Source organism: Salinicola halimionae, from assembly GCF_003206065.1.
Taxonomy (GTDB): domain Bacteria; phylum Pseudomonadota; class Gammaproteobacteria; order Pseudomonadales; family Halomonadaceae; genus Salinicola; species Salinicola halimionae.
Genome location: NZ_PZJQ01000002.1, coordinates 775857 through 795072 on the forward strand (window position 1 = coordinate 775857; position 19216 = coordinate 795072).

A 19216-nucleotide genomic window follows, 5' to 3' on the forward strand; every position below is an offset into this window, starting at 1 on the left:
ATCGTGTAAGAAAAGCCGGCGGCCCGTGGGGCGCCGGCCCTCTCGGTGAGGACGAGCCAATGCCCTATGTTTCTCTGATCCTGGGTCGCGTCTTCAAGGCGGTCATCGTGCTGCTGGCGATCTTGGTATTCAATTTCTTCCTGATTCACGCCGCTCCCGGCGATCCGGCCGCAGTGATGGCCGGCGAGGCCGGGGCGACCGACCAACAGTTCCTCGAGGATCTGCGCGAGCGCTTTGGCCTCGACCAGTCGTTGCCGGTTCAGCTGTGGCGCTACATGAGTGGCGTGCTGCAGCTCGATTTCGGCTACTCCTACCGTCAGCAGATGCCGGTGCTCGATCTGATCCTGGATCGACTGCCGGCGACATTATTGCTGACCGGGGCGGCATTCGTGATCTCGCTGGCGTTCGGCATACTCGCCGGCACGCTGGCGGCCATGCGTGCCAAGCGACCATCCGGGTCAGTCATCATGGGGCTGTCGCTGCTGTTCTACGCCACCCCGCTCTATTGGGTCGCGATGATGGCGGTGCTGGTGTTCTCGGTGATGCTCGACTGGCTGCCGGCCTACGGCTATTCGACGGTGGGCGCCGGCTATACCGGTTTGACGCACGTCGGCGATGTCGCGGTGCATCTGATTCTGCCGGCGCTGACGCTGGGACTGTTCTTCATGGCTGTCTATACCCGCATGACGCGCACCTCGATGCTCAGCGTCTCGCAGCAGGACTTCGTCAAGACGGCCCGTGCCAAGGGGCTGGCGCCGGGAGTGATACAGCGCCGCCACATTCTGCGTAATGCGCTGCTGCCGATAATTACCCTGGCCGGTCTGCAGGCGGGGCAGATGGTGGGTGGCGCGGTGCTCACCGAAACCGTGTTCGCCTGGCCCGGCATCGGCCGGCTGATGTACGAGGCTCTGATGCAGCGTGACTACAACCTGCTGCTGGGCATTTTCTTCTTCTGCGCTCTGCTGGTGATTCTGTTCAACATGCTGACCGACGTGATCTACAGACTCGCCGATCCGCGCATCAAGGAGGCGACATGAGTTTCTGCAAACGCTTCGCCCAGAATCGTGGCGCGCTGGTGGGTCTGGTGATTCTCGGACTCGTGGTCCTGCTGGCCTTGCTGGCGCCGTTTCTGTATCCCGATTCGCCCTGGCGTATGGTGCAGCGTCCGTTTCTGGCCCCCGGCGAAGTCTCCGGTTTCTGGCTGGGTACCGATGTCATGGGGCGTGACGTTGCCGCCGGACTCGCCCATGGTGCCTGGGTGTCGCTGTTGATCGGACTGATTTCCACGGTGGTGGCGCTCGCCATCGGCGTGCCGCTGGGGGCGCTGGCCGGCTACTTCGGCGGCCGGATCGACGATGCCCTGATGCGCTTCACCGAGTTCTTCCAGACCATTCCCAACTTCGCGCTGGCGATCGTGCTGGTGGCAATCATGGAGCCGAGCACGTTCTCGATCGTGCTGGCGATTGCCATCGTCAGTTGGCCGCCGGTGGCGCGGCTGGTGCGGGGCGAGTTCCTGTCGATCAAGCATCGGGAATACGTCGAGGCGGCCAGACTGGTCGGCCAGACCCATCGCGACATCATCATTAAGCAGATTCTGCCCAATACGATGTCGCCGGTGATCGTGCTCGCCTCGCTGATGGTGGCGACCGCCATCCTGCTCGAGTCGTCGCTGTCGTTTCTCGGCCTCGGCGATCCGGACACCATGTCCTGGGGCTACATGATCGGCGCCGCGCGCACGGTCATGCGTCAGGCGTGGTGGCTGTCGGTGATTCCCGGTGTGGCAATCCTGCTCACGGTGCTGGCGCTCAACCTGGTCGGGGAAGGCCTGGACGATGCATTGAACCCCCAGCTCGCCAGAGCCCGATAGGTTCCGAAGGAGATCGATCATGAGTGAACCCTTACGACATTCCGGCGAACCGCTAAGCCATTCTGGCGAATCCCTGCTACGTATCGAGCGTCTGTCGCTGGCGCTGCCGGAAGGCGCCGATCGGCGCTACGCGGTCGATGATGTCAGCTACGACCTTGGCGCCGGCGAGATCCTCTGTATTGTCGGCGAATCCGGCTCGGGTAAATCGATGACCGCCAATGCGGTGATGGGGCTGCTGCCGACCGGTGTCCATGCCTCCCAAGGGCGAGCGCTATTCGACGGCCAGGATCTGCTGGCGATGAACGAGATCAGTCATCGTGCCCTGCGCGGGCGGCGTATCGGCATGATTTTCCAGGAGCCGATGACGGCGCTCAATCCGCTGATGCGGGTTGGCGAACAGATCGCCGAGGTGTTCGAGGCACATGGACTACTGACGGCCAAGGCGCGCAAGGAGAGAGCGCTGGCGCTGCTGGAAGAGGTGCGCCTGCCCAATCCCCAGGCCGCGCTGCGGGCCTATCCGTTCGAACTCTCCGGCGGTCAGCGTCAGCGGGTGATGATCGCCATGGCGCTGGCGCTCGAGCCGGAGCTGCTGGTCGCCGACGAGCCGACCACAGCGCTGGATGTCACCACCCAGGCGCAGATTCTGCATCTGGTGAAGGATCTCCAGCAGCGTCGTGGCATGGCGGTGATGTTCATCACCCATGACTTTGGCGTGGTCGCCGAGATCGCCGATCGGGTCTGCGTCATGCGCGAAGGCAAGATCGTCGAGATGGGTAGTGCCCGCGAGGTGCTCGACAGCCCTCAGCATGAGTACACCCGGGCGTTGATCGAAGCGATCCCCGGCGACGCCGTGCCGCCGAGCCGGGATGAAGCACCAGCGAAGCCGCTGCTGGCGGTAAAAGGGCTCGACAAGGTCTATCGATCCAGTGGCGGCTGGTTTCAGCCCAAGCGCGAGGTGGTGGCGCTCGATACCATCGATTTCACCCTGGACAAGGGCGAGACGCTGGGTGTCGTCGGCGAATCGGGATCGGGTAAATCGACCCTCGGGCGCTGCATCGTGGGCCTGAATACGCCCGACAGCGGCGAAATCCGACTCAACGGTGTCGATCTGCGTGCATTGGAAGGACGCGAATTGCGCGAGCATCGTCGGCGTATCCAGATGGTGTTCCAGGATCCTTACGCCTCACTCAATCCGCGCATCCGCGTCGGCATGGCGATTGCCCAGGGCCCGATCGCCAACGGCGTGAACAAAGCCCAGGCGATGAAGCAGGCCCGTGATCTGCTGGCAACCGTGGGGCTCGATGCCAGCGCCGCCGAGCGTTACCCCCATGAATTTTCCGGTGGCCAGCGTCAGCGCATCGGCATCGCCCGTGCGCTGGCGCTGAACCCCGAACTGATCGTGGCCGACGAAGCGGTCTCGGCGCTGGATGTGTCGATCCAGGCCCAGGTGCTGAAGCTGCTCGACGATCTCAAGAAGGAGCTCGATCTGTCGCTGCTGTTCATCACCCATGACCTGCGCGTCGCCGCCCAGATCTGCGATCGTCTGATCGTGATGCAGAAGGGGAAAATCGTCGAGCATGGCAGCGCCAGACAGATATTCCTGTCGCCGCAGCATGCTTACACCCGCGAGTTGCTGGCAGCGATACCCGGACGGGCTCCTCATGCCGAGCCGACCGAAGCCGTTGCTATCTGAGTCACCAACCGACTCTCGGATATCGAATCAAAAGACTCGTGAACGATGGGATCAAGAATCAAAGGGATCGGAGAATGAAAACGATGGAAACCGAGCGCTCCAGCGGCTCAACCAGCGCGCTCGAAACGAACGAGGTCGCGCAGATTCAGGGCGTACTGCTGGGCTCTCCGGAGATCATGACCGATTACATCGCGGCGTTCGAGCAGGCGACGCCGCATATCCGTCTGGCCTTGCCACAGGACGTCTCCGATCCCCAAGCGATCACCTTCGCGTTGGCCTGGGATCCGGGTGCCGAGGATTTCCGGCCCTATCCCAACCTGCGTCTGGTTTCGTCGATCGCGGCGGGCGTCAACGGCATTCTTGCCAGTGCGAGCCTGCCTGGCGACGTCCCGCTGATGCGCATTGCAGGTGAGTCCCAGGCCCAGATGATGGCCGGTTTCGTGACCTGGCATGTGCTTTGGCACCACCGACGTTTTGGCGACTATTTCGCGAACCAGGACCGACAGCACTGGGAGCGTCTGCCCAAGCGCGACGCGCGCGATATTCGCGTCGGACTGTTGGGAGCCGGCAAGATGGGTGGGGCGACGGCGCGGGCACTCAAGGCGCTCGATTACGATGTGGCTATCTATTCGCGCAGCGGGCGCAATCTGCCGGAGGGTGTCACGGGTTTCAGTGGTGACGGCGGTCTTGATCGACTCGCCGCTCGCAGCGAGATTCTGATCAACCTGCTGCCGCTGACGCCGGAAACCCGCGGCATTTTGAATGCCGAACTCTTTGCCCGGATGCCCGAGGGCGCGATGCTGATTCATGTCGGTCGTGGCGAGCATCTCATCGAGGCGGATCTGTTCGCTGCGCTCGATGGAGGCCGGCTTTCGGCGGTTTCGCTGGATGTGTTCGCCATTGAGCCGCTACCGCAGGATCATCCGTTCTGGAATCACGAAAAGATCGTCGTCACCCCGCACGATGCCTGCGATTCGACGCCGACTCAGGTGGCCCACGAGGTCGCCGAAGCGATGAAACGACTGGACAATGGTCGCCTGCCGACGAGTGTCGTGGATCGCCACGCGGGTTATTGACGATCAACGGACTGCGCATGACAAGGACAAATCGATGAAGACCTTCTTCCACGACGACCAGCTGCTGCATCAACCGCAGACCTATTTTTCGCGCGGCAAGATGCGCAAACCGCAGGAAGTGCCGGATCGAGCGGAGCACCTGCTGGCGGCGGCCAAGCGACTCGGCTTCGAGATTCAGGCGCCGACCGATCATGGTGTCGCGCCGCTGCGCGCGGTGCACTCGTTACCTTATCTGCGTTTTCTCGAGAGCGCCTATCGGCGTTGGCACACTGTCAACGAGACCGGGGGCGAAGACTGGGGCGAGGAGGTGATCTCCAGCATCTTCGTGCGCTCACCCAATGCGCTGCGCGGGATTCTCGCCGAGGCCGCGCGCTATCTGGCGGATGGCAGTGCGCCGGTGGGGGAACATACCTGGCAGGCCGCTTACTGGGCGGCGCAGAGTGCGGTGGCCGGCGCCGAGGCACTGCTGGCGGGCGAGCGCTTCGCCTACACGCTGTCGCGACCGCCGGGTCACCACTCGGGTATCGACTCCGCCGGTGGCTTCTGCTTCCTCAACAACGCCGCCATTGCCGCGCAGCATCTCACCTCACGCTATCCGCGCGTCGTCGTACTCGATACTGACATGCACCACGGTCAGGGCGTGCAGGAGATTTTCTATGAGCGCGATGACGTGATGTACATCTCGATCCATGGCGACACCACCAACTTCTACCCGGCGGTCACCGGCTTCGAGAATGAGCGCGGGCGGGGTGCCGGGCTAGGTTACAACCTCAATCTGCCGATGCCGCATGGCTCGGAGGAGCCGGTGTTCTTCGAGCGTCTCGAAGCAGCCTGCCAGGCCATTCGACTGTTCGAGCCGGACGCGCTGGTGCTGGCGCTGGGTTTCGATATCCACGAGAAGGACCCGCAGGCCAAGGTATCCGTCTCCACGCCGGGGTTTGGCAGACTTGGGCGCGACATCGCCGGGCTCGATCTGCCCACGCTGGTGGTGCAGGAGGGTGGTTATTACCTGGAAGGACTCGAAGCCAACGCGGTGAGTTTCTTCGAGGGGCTAGCGGGTCGCTGAATCATCGCGACGTCTTTTAGCGATCCGGCTGACGACGCGATCCGCTGCCGTCACGGTCACCATCGAGAGAGCTAACCCATGCTGACGGAAAGTCAGGTTCAGCGCATCGTCGCGTCGGTGGACGCGCGGTTCGACGAGCAACTGCAGTTCACCCAACGACTGGTCGAATTTCCCTCGCTGCGCGGACAGGAACATACCGCGCAGGACTTTCTCCACGACGCCATGGCCGCGCGCGATTTCGCCATGGATCGCTGGAAGATCGACGTCGAAGATATCCACCACCACGAAGGGTTCGGTCCGGTCACGATTTCCTACGACAATGCCTTCAATGTGGTGGGCACCTATCGGCCGGAACGACAGACAGGGCGTTCGCTGATTCTCAACGGCCATATCGACGTGGTGCCGACCGGCCCGCGCGAGATGTGGAGTCGCTCGCCGTGGGAGCCGGCGATCGTCGATGGCTGGATGTACGGGCGTGGCTCGGCCGACATGAAAGCCGGTCTGGTGGCCAATCTGTTCGCCTTCGATGCCGTTCGCGCGGCGGGCTTCGCGCCCCAGGCACTGATCTATTTCCAGTCCGTGGTGGAAGAGGAGTGTACTGGCAACGGCGCGCTGGCGGCACTATTACGCGGTTACCGGGCGGATGCGGTGATCATTCCCGAGCCGGAAGAGAACATGCTGGTGCGGGCCAACGTGGGCGTGCTCTGGTTCAAGGTGAGAGTCGCCGGAAAACCTTCACATACCCGCGAGATGACAAGCGGCTTCAACGCCATCGATGCCGCCTATGCCGCGATCGAAGCGCTGCGTGGTTTGGAATCGCAATGGAATGCGGAGAAGGGCGAGCATCCCCACTTCGAGGATCTCGAGCATCCGATCAACTTCAACGTTGGACAGATCCAGGGCGGCGACTGGCCCTCCACGGTGCCGCCGTGGTGCGAGTTCGACATGCGTATCGCCATCTATCCGGGAACGCACGCCGACGAGGCAAGGCAAGCGGTCGAAACCACTCTGCAGCAGGCGGCCGACAGCGATCCCCGCCTGGGCGGCAAGATGCCTGACGTCAGCTATACCGGCTTCTATGCCGAGGGCTACGTGCTGGAAGCGGGCTCTGACGCCGAGCATACGCTGCGCGCCTGTCACCAGATCGCGTTTCAAGACGAACTGAAGACGTTTACCACGCCGGGCTATCTGGATGGCCGCGTCTTCACCATCTACGGTGACATGCCGACGCTGGTCTACGGCCCCAAATCCAGGGACATTCACGGTTTCGACGAGTGCGTGCACATCGAGTCGCTGCGGCTCGTGACCAAGACCATCGCCCTGTTCGTCGCCGACTGGTGCGGAATCGAGGAAAGCCGTTAGAGATTTTCCAGCGGGAAATCGGTCTTGGATAATCTCAAGCTGAGCTCCTCGCTGCCGATACTGTGATTCCAGAATAGACCTCTGACAAATATCTCTGCCAAAGAGCTTTGGCATCGATGTCTCGCATACCGGTTATCGACGCCTTCAATTTCTCGTCACAATTGTGTGGTTATATCCTGAGTGTCATCTCTCTGGGACACCCTGTTCAAGGACCCGGAAACCTCTAATTCAAGGAGAAGTAGCGTGAAGATTTCCGGGCGCATCAAAGCGTTGATCATTATGGCCGTCGTTGTCTACGTGCTCGCGCACGTGGTACGCGCCATGCTGATGACGCTGGTTCGCTCGAATGCGCTGCCCGGGCCATCGTCGAAAGCCTCGCGGCCGGCGCCGCGCCTGGAAAACCATGACGATGAGACGTTGAAACACTGCACGCGTTGCTGAAGAGCGCTATCGTCACACGCGTGAAAATCCCGGCCTTCAAGCCGGGATTTTTTCGTCTGAGGCTCCATTCGTCAGCCCTGCGAAAGTGCTTTGGTGAGTTCGGTGCCGAGCGCGGCGGGTGGGCGGCACGAAGCTGCCCTTGACGGGGAATCTGGAGAATACTTCGAAGCGTCACCGCCGGTGTGGCCGCGGATGGTAGGGTAGGGCTTTGCCTAATGTCGAAGACCCATGCTGGATATCAAATTCTACGCGCTGATCGATGCCGTGGCGGCCAAGGGGACCGTGCACGCAGCCGCGGCCTCCATCGGTCTGACCCAACCCGCCGCGACGCATCGAATTCGAGAAATGGAGCGCCGCCTGGGCGTGGCGCTCTTCGTGCGCGAGGGGCGTCGGCTGGTCCTGACGCCGTCGGGGGAACGGCTGGTGAAGGCCGCCCGAGACATTCTGCCCAAGCTGCGCAGTGCCGAACTCGAAGCCTGGCACCTGGCCAGTCGAGGCGAGCCCGCATTGCGTCTCGGTGTCGGGCCCTATGATACTTTTTCTCGGGTTCTGCCCCACCTGTATGACAATCACGATCGCGATATCTCGCTGGTCCGACTGCCGATGGAGGAGATGACAGGCGCTCTGTTGGCCCGTCGCGTCGACATGATCGTCATGGTCGAAGTGCCGACACAGCGCGGCGTGGAATGGGAGGCGCTGTTCGAGGAGCCAACCGTGGCGGTATTGCCGCCTGACCATCCGGCGGCAGCCTACGAGGTCGTGCCACCGGAAGTCTTTCAGCAAAGTCGTCATTTTACCTACAGCATCGCACCGGAAACCGGGCATGAGTTCGAACACTTCTTTCAGCCGGCAGGCATTCATCCCTCTCACATGGTGCAGATCGAATCCGTGGCCTTGATCCTGGAGCTGGTAGCCGCGGGAAAAGGCGTGAGCATTCTCTCGCGCTGGGCAGTTCGTGATGCCGAAATCAGCGGCAAGGTTGTGACCCGACCGCTGGCATGTGAGATGCCATGCATCGCATGGAATCTGGCTTTCCTCGACGAGCCTTTGATACGCGAAGTCGCGGGTTCGTTGTCGGCAACGCTGAAGGCTCTCTATGCTCCGTCTGAACGCTGAAGGCTCTTTATGCTCCGCTTGGCTGAGGGCTCTTTAGACCTCGCCTGAAGGAAACTGACGACGAAGCGAGTCGGGAACGATAGAAAACTCGTCAAAGATCCAGCGAATTTCCAATTGGAGCCACGCGTCCTCCTTTCGTTAGCGTAGTCGGCCACGTACCGGTCACTATCACGACGACGGGAGAGCCCCATGCATGGATCCGATCACACTTCGCGGCCCAAAGCTTCAGAGACACCGGAAACGGAAGATCTCGCCAGCCTGGTCAACTTGAAGCACTTCCCCATCAACCAGCCCGGGAGCGAGGCTTATCGAGAGGCGGTGGAATCCGTCAGAGCGCAGTTGAACGTTGACGGGTGTGCTCTGCTGTCTCGCTTCATTCGCGATGACATTCAAGCGAGGCTTCAGGAGGAGAGCGAAGCTCTGGCGCCTCAAGCCTTTTTTTCCGATAACGACGTCAATCCCTACGTCACGCCGGACGATCCGAACCTTCCCGAAGATCACCCCGCACGCTTTTTCCAGCACTACACCAACGGTTTCGTCGCCCGGGATCTCATCCCGGAAAAGGCGATCGTCAAGCAACTCTATGGCAATGCCGTTTTTCAGCGTTTCATTGCCGACTGCCTCGAAGAGCCAGTGGTTTACGAGTTCGCCGACCCAATCGCGGGATTGGTCATCAACGTGATGCCGGATGATACCGAGCTCCCTTGGCATTTCGACACCAATGAATTCATCGTCAGTCTGATGACTCGGCGCCCCGACGAGGGCGGTGAATTCCAGTACTGTCCCGACATACGACGTCCTGGCGAGGAAAATTTTTCCGACGTGAAACGTGTGCTCGACGGCGATCACGGAAGGGTCAAATCGCTGGCGCTGAACACGGGCGATCTGCAGCTCTTCAAAGGGCGCTATTCGATGCACCGCGTTGCGCCAGCCAAGGGGCAGCGCCTGTGCACATTGCTGGGCTATGCCAAGGCGCCCGACATGATGGGCAGCCTGGAGCATACCCGGAAAATCTACGGTCGAGTCACGCAGCAGCATATCGATGCTCATAACCAGCGCCGCCAGGATGAACTGATGGGCTAATCCAGCCCACCCGCCTCACCACTTTACCAAGACCATCGGAACCGAGACTCATGAGTGACTACGAGACCCTTGCCAGCGGTGACGCTGGCAAGTCGAACATTGTGGCGCTGGCCGAGACGGGCAGCGGCAAGAGTAGCTATGCCAGCGGAAATTTTCGGACGCTGGAAATCGACGCTGCGCTGCTCGCGCGTGTCGAGCGCTATCGCCTGGGAAGACTGCGTCAGCAGATGCAGCATCACGCCATGGATGCAGTGATCCTGTTCGACCCGATCAACATTCGCTACGCCTGCGGCTCGCGCAACATGCAGGTCTACTCCCAACGGAATCCCGCGCGCTATCTGTACGTCGCAGCGGACGGTCCGGTCGTTCTGTTCGAATTCAGCGCGTGCCTGCATTTGGCGAAGGGGCTGGCGCTGCTCGATGACGTTCGCCCGGCGCGTGCCGTCATGCCTCAGTACAGCGGGCCACATTGTGCTCGGCATACGGCCGCATTCGTGGACGATATCCGTGCATTACTCGCGCAGTCACAGACCTCCGGTAAACGGATCGGGGTCGAATCGGCGCCCACCGGCGCGCTGACGGCACTCGGCGAGGCAGAGTTCGACATCGTGGATGCGGCCATTGCGATGGAGGGGGCAAAGTCGATCAAGAGCGTGGAAGAGCTGGCTCTCATCCATCGATCAATGACCCTCACCGAAGCGGCGATGACACGAATGGAAGCGGCGCTGCGGCCGGGCATGAGTGAAAATGAGCTGTGGGCCATTTTCAACCAGCACGTATTGGCCACCGGCGGTGAATATGCCGAGACGCGTTTGCTCACCTCCGGTGCCCGGACCAATCCCTGGTTCCAGGAGTGTTCCGACAAGATCATTGCTCCTGGGGAACTGGTCGCATTCGATACCGATATCGTGGGCTGTTTCGGGTATTACACCGATTTCTCGCGTACCTTTCATGTACCCGGTGCCGGGGAAGCAACGGCAACGCAGAAGTCGCTCTATCGGATGGCGGTCGATCAGCTCGAGACCAACATCGCTCTGCTCGCGCCCGGCATGAGCTTTCGCGAATACTCGCAACGAGCCTGGCCCATTCCCCGCGGTTATCGAGAGAATCGCTATCTCGATATCGTGCACGGCTGCGGCATGACGGGAGAATGGCCGTTGATCGCCCATGACATGGACTGGGACGATGTCGGCTATGATGGCAACATCGAGCCCGGAATGACGCTATGCGTCGAAGCCTATATTGGTCATCGTGATGGTCAGGAGGGCGTCAAGCTCGAAGAGCAGGTACTGATTACCGAAACCGGCATCGACCGTCTCTCCACGTACGGTTACTCGGGGGAGTTGATGGAATAAAGCCCTCTGGCCGGCTGCCGGTTGGCTGATTATCACGACAATTTAGCCAACGATTACGACAAAACTAGCCGAAAATCCTAGCAAGAGGAACGTTATGAAGTTATTCAAGATGGCCTTGATGGCTACCGCCCTGGGCGCCCCGAGCGCGCAGGCGGTGGCTGCTGACAGCCTGACGATCGGCACCAACAACTGGGCCGAGAACATTGCCATCTCGCACATGTGGCAACAGTTGCTCGATGAGAAAGGCCATGACGTATCGCTGAGTGAAGTCTCCAAACCGGTCCTGTTCGGCGGGCTGGCGGAGGGCGATATCGACGTGTCGCTGGAGGTCTGGCTGCCGAGCGATTCCGAGTATCTGAAGCCTTATGGAGAGCGGATCAGCCTGCACGAGACCTGGTACGACGATGCGCTGGATGCATTGGTCGTGCCGACCTACGTCGATGACATCGATACCATCGAGCAGCTCAAGGCGCATGCCGACGATTTCGAGTACCAGGGCGAATCGACGATTTTCGGCATCGAGCCCGGCTCGTCGATCGCCAGCGAAACCGATGCCGCCATCGAGCAGTACTCGCTGCCGTTTCGCCAGTTGAGTAGCAGCGAATCGGCCATGCTGGCTCAGCTCAAGGACGCCTATCAGCGCCACGAGCCTATCGCCGTGACGCTGTGGCAACCCCACTGGGCGTTTGCCGAGTACGATCTCAAGGTGCTGAAGGATCCCAAGAAAACCTACAGCGCCGGCGAGCAGATCAAGTGGGTGTCGCATCAGGGATTTGCTGCGTCGCATCCCGAGGTGGCGAAAATGCTCGACGCCTGGCACATGACGCCGGAGCAGCTTTCCCAGTTGATGCTGACGATCGAAAAAGCCGGCGATCCCGATGACGGCGCTGCCCAGTGGATCGACGACAACCGGGAACTGGTCGACGGTTGGCTGGCAGCGGATGGCGGTCAATGAGCACTGATATTCAAGGGTAGTCGCCTCTCGGGCGGCCTTGTTTCAGTTGGCGCCATCAAAAACGCCCGCGCTCGAAGAGCGCGGGCGTTTCCGTTCTGAAGCGACTAGCACCGCGTTCGCGATGCCTTCTTCCAGGTGGCGTTACTTGTTGGGCTGCTTGGTGACGCGAAGATAGGGCTTCTTCTCGTCCCAACCGTTGGGAAAGAGTTCCTTGGCCTTCTCGTTGTCGATCGAGGGCACGATGATGACGTCGTCACCGTCCTGCCAGTTGACCGGCGTGGCGACCTTGTAGCCGTCGGTCAGCTGCAGGCTGTCCAGCACGCGCAGAATTTCGGCGAAGTTGCGGCCGGTGCTGGGCGGGTAGGTGATCGTCAGGCGTACTTTCTTGGCCGGGTCGATGATGAACACCGAGCGCACGGTGTTGGTGCCGCTGGCATTGGGATGAATCATGCCGTAGGCCTCGCTCACCGAGCGGTCGGCGTCGGCCAGCAGCGGAAAATTGAGCCCACAGCCCTGGGTTTCCTCGATGTCGCCGACCCAGCGGGTGTGATCGTCCAGCGGGTCGACGGAGAGCCCGATCGCCTTGGTGTTGCGGCGCTCGAATTCCGGCTTGAGTCGCGAGACTTCCCCCAGTTCTGTCGTGCAGACAGGCGTGAAATCCGCCGGATGAGAAAACAGGATGACCCAGTTGTCGCTGGCCCATTGGTGAAAGCTGATCGGTCCGTCGGTGCTTTCCTGGGTGAAATCCGGTGCGGTATCGCCAAGTTGCAAAGCCATGACTTTCTCCTGTTGCCATTGACGGCTTCGGTTCGAAGCCTAGAGTCAGATGCTCATCATGACGAGCGGAGGCGATGCTGTGAAACAATCGATAGCCATAACGACATGCCTGCGCTCGTGAGATGTATGTGTGACGTCCCCGTAACGTGGTAGCCAAGGCTGGATATCTCAAGGGTGGCGCGGTTTTTCCATTCACACGCAGCAACTCGTCCACATGCGACCAACCCTTCAAAAGCCGCCGTGCTCGGCTCAGTTCGCGGGAGCGGCCGCGCCCAGATAGTGTTTGCGCCAATAGCGGATATCCAGCGATGAGACGCTGACGGTGCGGCCGCTACCGGGCGCATGAATCATCTGACGGTCGCCCATGTAGATACCGACATGGGTGGCGTGGCTGCCGGCGCCAAAGAACAGCAGATCCCCGGGGCGAGCGACATCGATCTCGTCGAGTGCGTGGAACTGGTCGTTGGAGGTTCGTGGCAGCGAGATGCCGATCTTGCCGTAGGCCATCTGAACCAGCCCCGAGCAATCGTAGCCGGAGGGGCTGGTGCCGCCCCATTGATAGGGCGTGCCGAGAGCATCCTTGGCCGCCGACATCACCAGAATGCGATCGATCGAGAGATTGTTGCCATCGATGGCCGGGCCATCGTCTCGAGTGACGATCGTTTTCTGCGAGCTGCAGCCGGCAAGAAACAGTACCGCAAGCAACATCAGGTACCCGAGGTAACGGTGAGCCGCCTTGGGTTCGCGACCGCGTGTCGAATGCCAGGTGGGCGCTGGCGATGGAGTGCCGCTCTGCATGTGGCTGAGTCCTGACTATCGATTTTCACCGAGTTTAGAGCAGCCCCGTGAGCCTGCAAAGGCAAGCGAGTTACCGGAATGGCGCAAACTGGCAGATACCCGAGCGTACCGATGTCGTCGGTCGGACGTCGGTGGCGAGTGGGAGCAATCCTCGGGTTCGGTTGTGAGGGTCGGTCGTCGCCCTCATCTTGTCTTCCGTGAATGATCCGATCGTTTCCCGCGACAACGTAAGGAGGCCCATAATGGCCATTGGCGAAGATGTTTCGATTGTTGAAAATCAGGTGGCCGGCGTTCAACCCGCCACGGCCGACAGCCAGGGTTTCGTGCTCAACCACACCATGTTGCGAGCCAAGGACCCCGAGGTTTCGCTCGCTTTCTATACCCGTGTTTTCGGCATGCGTCTGCTGCGCAAGCTCGACTTTCCCGAGATGCGATTCACGCTCTACTTTCTGGCGCGCGTCGATGACGAGAGTGCCATTCCCGAAGACGACGGTGAGCGCACCGCCTACACCTTCTCGCAAAAAGGCGTGCTGGAGCTGACCCACAACTGGGGCAGCGAGGACGACCCCGAACTCAGCTACCACGACGGCAATGCCGAACCGCAGGGTTTCGGACATATCTGCTTCTCGGTGCCGGACCTCTCGGCGGCGGAGCAGTGGTTCGATCTCAACGAGGTCGAATTCAAGAAGCGCGCCGATCAGGGCAAGATGAAGAATGTGATCTTCATCAAGGACCCCGATGGCTACTGGATCGAGGTGGTGCAGCCGTCGCTGTCGAAAGCGCTGGGGGAAGCGCCAGCCGAGTGATCGGGCGCCGGCTTCTATCGCGACGCGACTTGCCGTCTAGGGCATGTCGCCGGGGATTTCTCCGCCAGCTCCTTTGAAGGACAGCGCCTCGCTCGGGCGCCGGGACGACTCGTTCGGTGCCGGAGAATACGGGGAGCGACGGAGACAGCTTGCGTCGATCTGCTCGAGCGATGGTCGACCGAGCTGCGCCATCAGGTTGTGCAGCTGATCGCGCAGCAGGTCGATGGCGTGTGCCGCGCCGGCCTCGCCGCCCAGCGCGAGACCGTAGAGCGTGGCACGGCCACACAGCACGCCCTCGGCGCCCAGCGCCACGGCCTTGGCGATATCGCCACCGCGACGGATGCCGCTATCCAGCAGCACGTGCATCGAGTCGCCGACCGCCTCGACGACCTCGGGCAGCGCGTCCAGCGTCGCTGGCGCACCGTCGAGCTGGCGTCCGCCGTGATTGGTCACGACCACGCCATCGGCACCGATGCGTTTGGCCGCGAGCGCGTCTTCGGCGTTGAGGATGCCCTTGATCAGCAGCTTGCCGGGCCAGCGCTTGCGGATATCGGCCAGCACTTCCCAGGTCAGCCGCCGTGTCATGCGCTGGTTGATGTAGCCGGCAGCGCTGCCCGCGCTCTGCTGTTCCTTGGGCAGGTATTTCACCAGGTTGCCCAGCGTCGGTAATCCCTGGGGCCAGAGCGCGCGGTAAGCCCATTGCGGGTGCAGACCGGCATCGAGCATATGCGCCAAGGTGAGTCGGCGCGGGTTCACGTAGCTGCGCGAGTCCCATTCGCGTCTTCCCAGCACCACCGTATCGGTAGTGACCATTAGCGTTTCGACGCCGGCCTGGCTGGCACGTTCGAGCATATCGTTGCGAACCGCTTCGTCGTCCAGCACATATAGCTGAAACCAGAGCCGCACGTTCGGCACGGCCGCGACCAGCGTCTCGAGACTGGTGCAGGATACGGTGCTCAGCGTGAACGGGATGCCTCGGCTGGCGGCGGCGCGGGCCAGCGCGATATCCCCATCGCGCCACAGCATGCCGTTGTAGCCGGTGGGAGCGATCGCCATCGGTAGCTCGGCAGGGCGTTCGAGCAGTTGAGTCCGACTATGGCGAACATCGACGTCGACCAGTGTGCGCGGCTGCCAACCCCAGGCGGCGAAGGCGCGACGGTTATCGCCGAGGGTGATCTCGTCTTCGGAACCGCCGTGGACATATTCCCAGGCGAAGGCGGGCAGTCGATGGCGAGCCATCCAGGCGAGTTCATCGATACTCTGCGCGCGGCGCCAGCAATGGTGGGAGGAGTAGCGTCTTTTCACGTGGCCTCTCGATGTCGACGGATGACGATGTGACTGACGTTAGCACGCCACTCATTCGTCGACGATGCCACCAAGGGTGAGGTAGCGTTTGTGCTGGGGGAAACGGAACCCCGCCAGCGTGACGGCGTCTGATAGAGGATTCTTTCCGGGGCAGCCCGATCCGCGCTGATCGGGTATGCTGCGACATCGACGGCAATTCACTAAAGGATGCGTGTTAATGGATCGTAGAACTCTGCTGAAGAGCTCCATCGCGTTGGCTGCCTGGTATGGCCTCCCCTCGGCGCCGCTGTTCGCGGCCGCACGGGCCTCCAGCGATATCGCCGATGGGCAGTCCGAGGCATTCAGCTTCGATTGGCTACAGCAGTTCGCCAAGGAGCTGGCAGCCAAGGCGTATCAGAGCAACGTCGAGCAGTTACCGCCGACGCTCGCCAATCTGACGCCGCAGCAGTACAACGACATTGGCTACGATCCCGACCACTCGCTGTGGAACGAGATGAATGGCCCGCTCGATGTCCAGTTTTTCCATGTCGGCATGGCTTTCAATCAGCCGGTTCGCATGTACTCCATCGAGCCGGGTAGCCAGCAGGCGCGAGAGATTCACTTCCGTCCGGATCTATTCGAATATTCCAAGGCCGATGTCGACGTCTCACAGCTCGAGGGACAGGGCGATCTCGGCTTTGCCGGGTTCCGCGTGTTCAAGGAGCCTTCGCTGACCAAGCGCGACATCGTATCGTTCCTTGGCGCCAGCTATTTCCGCGCGGTCGACGACACCTATCAATATGGACTCTCTGCGCGCGGCGTGACGGTGAACACCTACAGCGATGGCAAGCCCGAGGAGTTCCCTGCCTTCACGCGGTTCTGGTTCGAGACGCCGGAAAAGGGCAGCACCACGTTTACCGCCTATGCGCTGCTCGATTCACCGAGCCTTGCCGGGGCCTATCGATTCGTCATTCATTGCGAAGACGATCGCGTGGTGATGGATATCGACAAGCACCTCTACCCGCGTGAATCGATCTCCCAGTTGGGGGTCACGCCGATGACCAGCATGTTCAGCTGCGGCACCCAGCAGCGCGACATGTGTCTGACCTTCCACCCGCAGATCCACGACTCCGACCGTTTGTCGATGTGGCTAGGCAATGGCGAATGGGTCTGCCGGCCGCTCAACAACCCGCCACGGGTCCAGTTCAATACCTTTGCGGACAACAATCCCAAGGGCTTCGGCCTGTTGCAGACGGACCACGACTTCAGCCATTACGAAGACATCGTCGGCAACTATCACAAGCGTCCGAGTCTGTGGGTCGAACCCAAGGGGCAGTGGGGCAAGGGCGAAATCCAGATGCTCGAGATCCCCACCACCGGCGAGACCATGGACAACGTGGTGGCATTCTGGAAGCCGGAACAGGCCATCGAGCCGGGCCAGACGTTGAGCTACGGCTACAAACTCCATTGGAGTGCGCAGCCGCCGGTGAAGCCCGATCTGGCACGCGTACGCAAGACCTTCACCGGTATCGGCGGTTTCCCCGAGGGCTGGGCACCGGGCGAGCACTATCCCGAAGTCTGGGCCAAGCGCATCGCGGTCGATTTCATCGGCGGTGAGCTCAAGCACCTCTACGATAACGACATCGATATCAAGACCCAGCTCGACGTGCCAGAAGGCGACGTCAAGCAGCTCGAGATTCTATGGGTCGAGGAGATACAGGGCTTCCGCATCCAGTTCGACTGGTATCCGACCAGCGATGCCACCGATCCGATCAACATGCGTCTGAATCTGCAGGCGGACAACAAGACGGTGAGCGAAACCTGGCTCTACCAATACTTCCCGACCCCGCCGGAAGAGCGCCAGTATCCGGCGCATCCCGCCAGCTGACAGAAACGTCGATGGAAAGATGAACGCCAGGGGGCGGCCAGTTGGCCGCCCCCTTTGCCGCCCCCTTTGCGTTGGTGTCCGCTGCGAAAGGGCATCGACGCGAGCGGATCTCTCGTCATGTCCTGATTTTTCTGGCGTTCGCTGGCTGGGTCGATATCATCGGCGGCTTCGTCTGGCGGTTGCGCGCCGGCAGATGCCGTTCACGGTTCGAAAAGAGGCGATGCATGAATGCTGTGGTGCTGGCCATCCTGGTGATGGTCACGTTGAGTCTGGCGCGGGTTTCGGTGGTGTTTGCGCTGATCGTGGCCGCGCTGGTAGGCGGGCTGTATGCGGGGATGCCGCTCGACGGTATTGTCGAGGCTTTCAATGGAGGCCTGGGAAATGGGGCGACGGTCGCTATCTCCTATGCGGTGTTGGGCGCTTTCGCGGTGGCGCTGTCGCGCTCGGGGATTACCCAGGGACTCGCTTACCGCGCCGTTCGGCGATTCCATCTCGAGGGTGTCGGCGCGCGTCGGCGCAAGGTGACGTTGGGGTTACTGGGTTGTCTGCTGTTGGCCGCGATCAGCTCGCAGAATCTGATCCCGGTCCATATCGCCTTCATTCCGATTCTGGTGCCGCCGCTGCTGGCCTTGATGAATCGCCTCAAGCTCGACCGGCGGGCCGTTGCCTGCGTCATCACCTTCGGCATCACTGCGCCCTACATGCTGTTGCCGGTCGGCTTCGGGGCGATCTTTCTCAACGACATCCTGCTCGGCAATCTCAACGCCAGCGGCGCGGATCTGGGCCTTCATATCGAGGCCGCGCAGGTGCCATTGGCGATGGCGATACCGATCGGCGGTATGGCGCTGGGGCTGATCGTGGCGGTGTTCTTCAGCTATCGCCGCCAGCGCACCTACGAAGACCGCGCGCTGGTGGGGCAGCCACAGCAGGAAGTCCAACGCGAAGGTAACGGCGGTACGACTACCGGCGTGACGGGCAAACGCCTTCATGGCTGGCAGAAGATCGTGCTGGCGCTCGCCCTCGCCGGTACCGTCGTCGTTCAACTGCTGACGGAGTCGATGGTACTGGGTGGGCTGTTCGGGTTCGCACTGCTGTCCGTCAGCGGTGTATTTCGCTGGCGCGAACAGGATGACGTATTTACCGAAGGCATGCGGATGATGGCGCAGGTCGGCTTCATCATGATCGCCGCGGCCGGCTTCGCCGGCGTGATGCAGGCGACCGGCTCCGTCGACAGCCTGGTGACGAGTTCCGCCGCGATGATCGGCGATCACAAAGGGTTGGCGGCATTGATCATGCTGATCGTGGGCCTGTTCATCACCATGGGCATCGGCTCGTCATTCTCGACCATTCCCATCATTGCCTCGCTCTACGTACCGCTGGCGCTGAGCTTCGGTTTTTCGCCGCTGGCGACCACCGCTCTGGTCGGAACGGCGGCGGCGCTGGGCGATGCCGGCTCGCCGGCCTCGGATTCCACCCTGGGACCCACCGCCGGGCTCAATGCCGACGGTCAGCACGATCACATCTGGGATAGCGTGGTGCCGACGTTCCTGCACTACAACGTGCCGCTGCTGGTGTTCGGCTGGATCGCGGCGATGTCGCTCTGAGTTTTTGACCGCAACTCACGCGTGTCCTTGTCTCGCGTGGAGCGA

Annotated in this window: 17 protein-coding genes; 14 read left to right on the forward strand and 3 right to left on the reverse strand. The window is 61.4% G+C overall.

Features of this window, described 5'->3' with window-relative positions; genetic code table 11:
* Nucleotides 1-59: 59 nt before the first annotated feature.
* From DOM27_RS04145 to DOM27_RS04195, 11 genes are all read left to right on the forward strand, one after another.
* Nucleotides 60-1037: an ABC transporter permease gene (locus DOM27_RS04145; protein ID WP_110654756.1), complete on the forward strand. Its 978-nt coding sequence runs from the start codon at nt 60-62 to the stop codon at nt 1035-1037.
* Nucleotides 1034-1867 (forward strand): ABC transporter permease, encoded by an 834-nt coding sequence (locus DOM27_RS04150; RefSeq protein WP_110654757.1) that lies wholly within the window; start codon nt 1034-1036, stop codon nt 1865-1867. Before DOM27_RS04145 ends, DOM27_RS04150 begins: the two co-directional genes overlap by 4 nt.
* Before the next feature lie 19 nt (nt 1868-1886).
* Nucleotides 1887-3560 carry an ABC transporter ATP-binding protein gene (locus DOM27_RS04155; RefSeq protein WP_110654758.1) on the forward strand — a complete coding sequence of 558 codons (1674 nt, stop codon included), beginning with the start codon at nt 1887-1889 and terminating at the stop codon, nt 3558-3560.
* 74 nt (nt 3561-3634) lie between these two features.
* Nucleotides 3635-4636 (forward strand): 2-hydroxyacid dehydrogenase, encoded by a 1002-nt coding sequence (locus tag DOM27_RS04160; RefSeq protein ID WP_245392576.1) that lies wholly within the window; start codon nt 3635-3637, stop codon nt 4634-4636.
* A gap of 34 nt (nt 4637-4670) precedes the next feature.
* On the forward strand, nt 4671-5702 hold the full coding sequence (locus tag DOM27_RS04165) for a histone deacetylase family protein (RefSeq protein ID WP_110654759.1): 1032 nt from the start codon (nt 4671-4673) through the stop codon (nt 5700-5702).
* Nucleotides 5703-5780: 78 nt separating this feature from the next.
* The gene (locus DOM27_RS04170) at nt 5781-7064 is read left to right on the forward strand and encodes an ArgE/DapE family deacylase (protein WP_110654760.1); all 1284 of its coding nucleotides are present in this window, start codon (nt 5781-5783) and stop codon (nt 7062-7064) included.
* A 243-nt stretch (nt 7065-7307) separates the two neighbouring features.
* Nucleotides 7308-7505 (forward strand): hypothetical protein, encoded by a 198-nt coding sequence (locus tag DOM27_RS04175; protein WP_110654761.1) that lies wholly within the window; start codon nt 7308-7310, stop codon nt 7503-7505.
* A gap of 228 nt (nt 7506-7733) precedes the next feature.
* Nucleotides 7734-8621, forward strand: a complete 888-nt coding sequence (locus DOM27_RS04180; protein ID WP_110654762.1) for a LysR family transcriptional regulator — start codon at nt 7734-7736, stop codon at nt 8619-8621.
* Nucleotides 8622-8810: 189 nt separating this feature from the next.
* On the forward strand, nt 8811-9704 hold the full coding sequence (locus DOM27_RS04185; protein WP_245392577.1) for a HalD/BesD family halogenase: 894 nt from the start codon (nt 8811-8813) through the stop codon (nt 9702-9704).
* Between the two features lie 50 nt (nt 9705-9754).
* Entirely contained in the window at nt 9755-11059 is a 1305-nt protein-coding gene (locus DOM27_RS04190; protein ID WP_110654763.1) for a M24 family metallopeptidase, read from the forward strand.
* A 94-nt stretch (nt 11060-11153) separates the two neighbouring features.
* Nucleotides 11154-12014 (forward strand): glycine betaine ABC transporter substrate-binding protein, encoded by an 861-nt coding sequence (locus DOM27_RS04195; protein ID WP_110654764.1) that lies wholly within the window; start codon nt 11154-11156, stop codon nt 12012-12014.
* A gap of 141 nt (nt 12015-12155) precedes the next feature.
* Here DOM27_RS04195 and DOM27_RS04200 read toward each other — a convergent pair whose 3' ends face one another.
* Both DOM27_RS04200 and DOM27_RS04205 read right to left on the reverse strand, forming a co-directional pair.
* A complete protein-coding gene (locus tag DOM27_RS04200) occupies nt 12156-12791 on the reverse strand; it encodes a peroxiredoxin (protein ID WP_110654765.1) in 636 nt (211 codons plus the stop codon).
* Nucleotides 12792-13040: 249 nt separating this feature from the next.
* The gene (locus DOM27_RS04205) at nt 13041-13589 is read right to left on the reverse strand and encodes a C40 family peptidase (protein ID WP_245392578.1); all 549 of its coding nucleotides are present in this window, start codon (nt 13587-13589) and stop codon (nt 13041-13043) included.
* Nucleotides 13590-13831: 242 nt separating this feature from the next.
* On the opposite strand from DOM27_RS04205, the gene gloA reads away from it, so the two are divergent.
* Nucleotides 13832-14395, forward strand: coding sequence for a lactoylglutathione lyase (gene gloA / locus DOM27_RS04210; protein WP_110654766.1), 564 nt, complete (start codon nt 13832-13834; stop codon nt 14393-14395).
* A gap of 36 nt (nt 14396-14431) precedes the next feature.
* On the opposite strand, the gene DOM27_RS04215 is transcribed toward gloA, so the two are convergent.
* Nucleotides 14432-15700 carry an alpha-hydroxy acid oxidase gene (locus DOM27_RS04215; protein ID WP_223162273.1) on the reverse strand — a complete coding sequence of 423 codons (1269 nt, stop codon included), beginning with the start codon at nt 15698-15700 and terminating at the stop codon, nt 14432-14434.
* 217 nt (nt 15701-15917) lie between these two features.
* Between DOM27_RS04215 and DOM27_RS04220 the strand changes: the two genes are divergently transcribed.
* Both DOM27_RS04220 and DOM27_RS04225 read left to right on the forward strand, forming a co-directional pair.
* Entirely contained in the window at nt 15918-17567 is a 1650-nt protein-coding gene (locus tag DOM27_RS04220; protein WP_110654767.1) for an OpgD/OpgG family glucan biosynthesis protein, read from the forward strand.
* Nucleotides 17568-17791: 224 nt separating this feature from the next.
* Complete coding sequence (locus DOM27_RS04225) at nt 17792-19171, forward strand: Na+/H+ antiporter family protein (protein WP_110654942.1); 1380 nt, start codon at nt 17792-17794, stop codon at nt 19169-19171.
* Nucleotides 19172-19216: the final 45 nt, after the last annotated feature.

Bases quoted from the DNA above. Each gene is read 5' to 3' on its own strand.
- DOM27_RS04180 (WP_110654762.1), top strand. From the start codon at position 7,734: ATGCTGGATATCAAATTCTACGCGCTGATCGATGCCGTGGCGGCCAAG.
- DOM27_RS04150 (WP_110654757.1), top strand. From the start codon at position 1,034: ATGAGTTTCTGCAAACGCTTCGCCCAGAATCGTGGCGCGCTGGTGGGT.
- DOM27_RS04225 (WP_110654942.1), top strand. From the start codon at position 17,792: ATGAATGCTGTGGTGCTGGCCATCCTGGTGATGGTCACGTTGAGTCTG.
- DOM27_RS04145 (WP_110654756.1), top strand. From the start codon at position 60: ATGCCCTATGTTTCTCTGATCCTGGGTCGCGTCTTCAAGGCGGTCATC.
- DOM27_RS04200 (WP_110654765.1), bottom strand. From the start codon at position 12,791: ATGGCTTTGCAACTTGGCGATACCGCACCGGATTTCACCCAGGAAAGC.
- DOM27_RS04190 (WP_110654763.1), top strand. From the start codon at position 9,755: ATGAGTGACTACGAGACCCTTGCCAGCGGTGACGCTGGCAAGTCGAAC.
- DOM27_RS04195 (WP_110654764.1), top strand. From the start codon at position 11,154: ATGAAGTTATTCAAGATGGCCTTGATGGCTACCGCCCTGGGCGCCCCG.
- gloA (WP_110654766.1), top strand. From the start codon at position 13,832: ATGGCCATTGGCGAAGATGTTTCGATTGTTGAAAATCAGGTGGCCGGC.
- DOM27_RS04220 (WP_110654767.1), top strand. From the start codon at position 15,918: ATGGATCGTAGAACTCTGCTGAAGAGCTCCATCGCGTTGGCTGCCTGG.
- DOM27_RS04155 (WP_110654758.1), top strand. From the start codon at position 1,887: ATGAGTGAACCCTTACGACATTCCGGCGAACCGCTAAGCCATTCTGGC.
- DOM27_RS04170 (WP_110654760.1), top strand. From the start codon at position 5,781: ATGCTGACGGAAAGTCAGGTTCAGCGCATCGTCGCGTCGGTGGACGCG.
- DOM27_RS04165 (WP_110654759.1), top strand. From the start codon at position 4,671: ATGAAGACCTTCTTCCACGACGACCAGCTGCTGCATCAACCGCAGACC.
- DOM27_RS04185 (WP_245392577.1), top strand. From the start codon at position 8,811: ATGCATGGATCCGATCACACTTCGCGGCCCAAAGCTTCAGAGACACCG.
- DOM27_RS04205 (WP_245392578.1), bottom strand. From the start codon at position 13,589: ATGCAGAGCGGCACTCCATCGCCAGCGCCCACCTGGCATTCGACACGC.
- DOM27_RS04160 (WP_245392576.1), top strand. From the start codon at position 3,635: ATGAAAACGATGGAAACCGAGCGCTCCAGCGGCTCAACCAGCGCGCTC.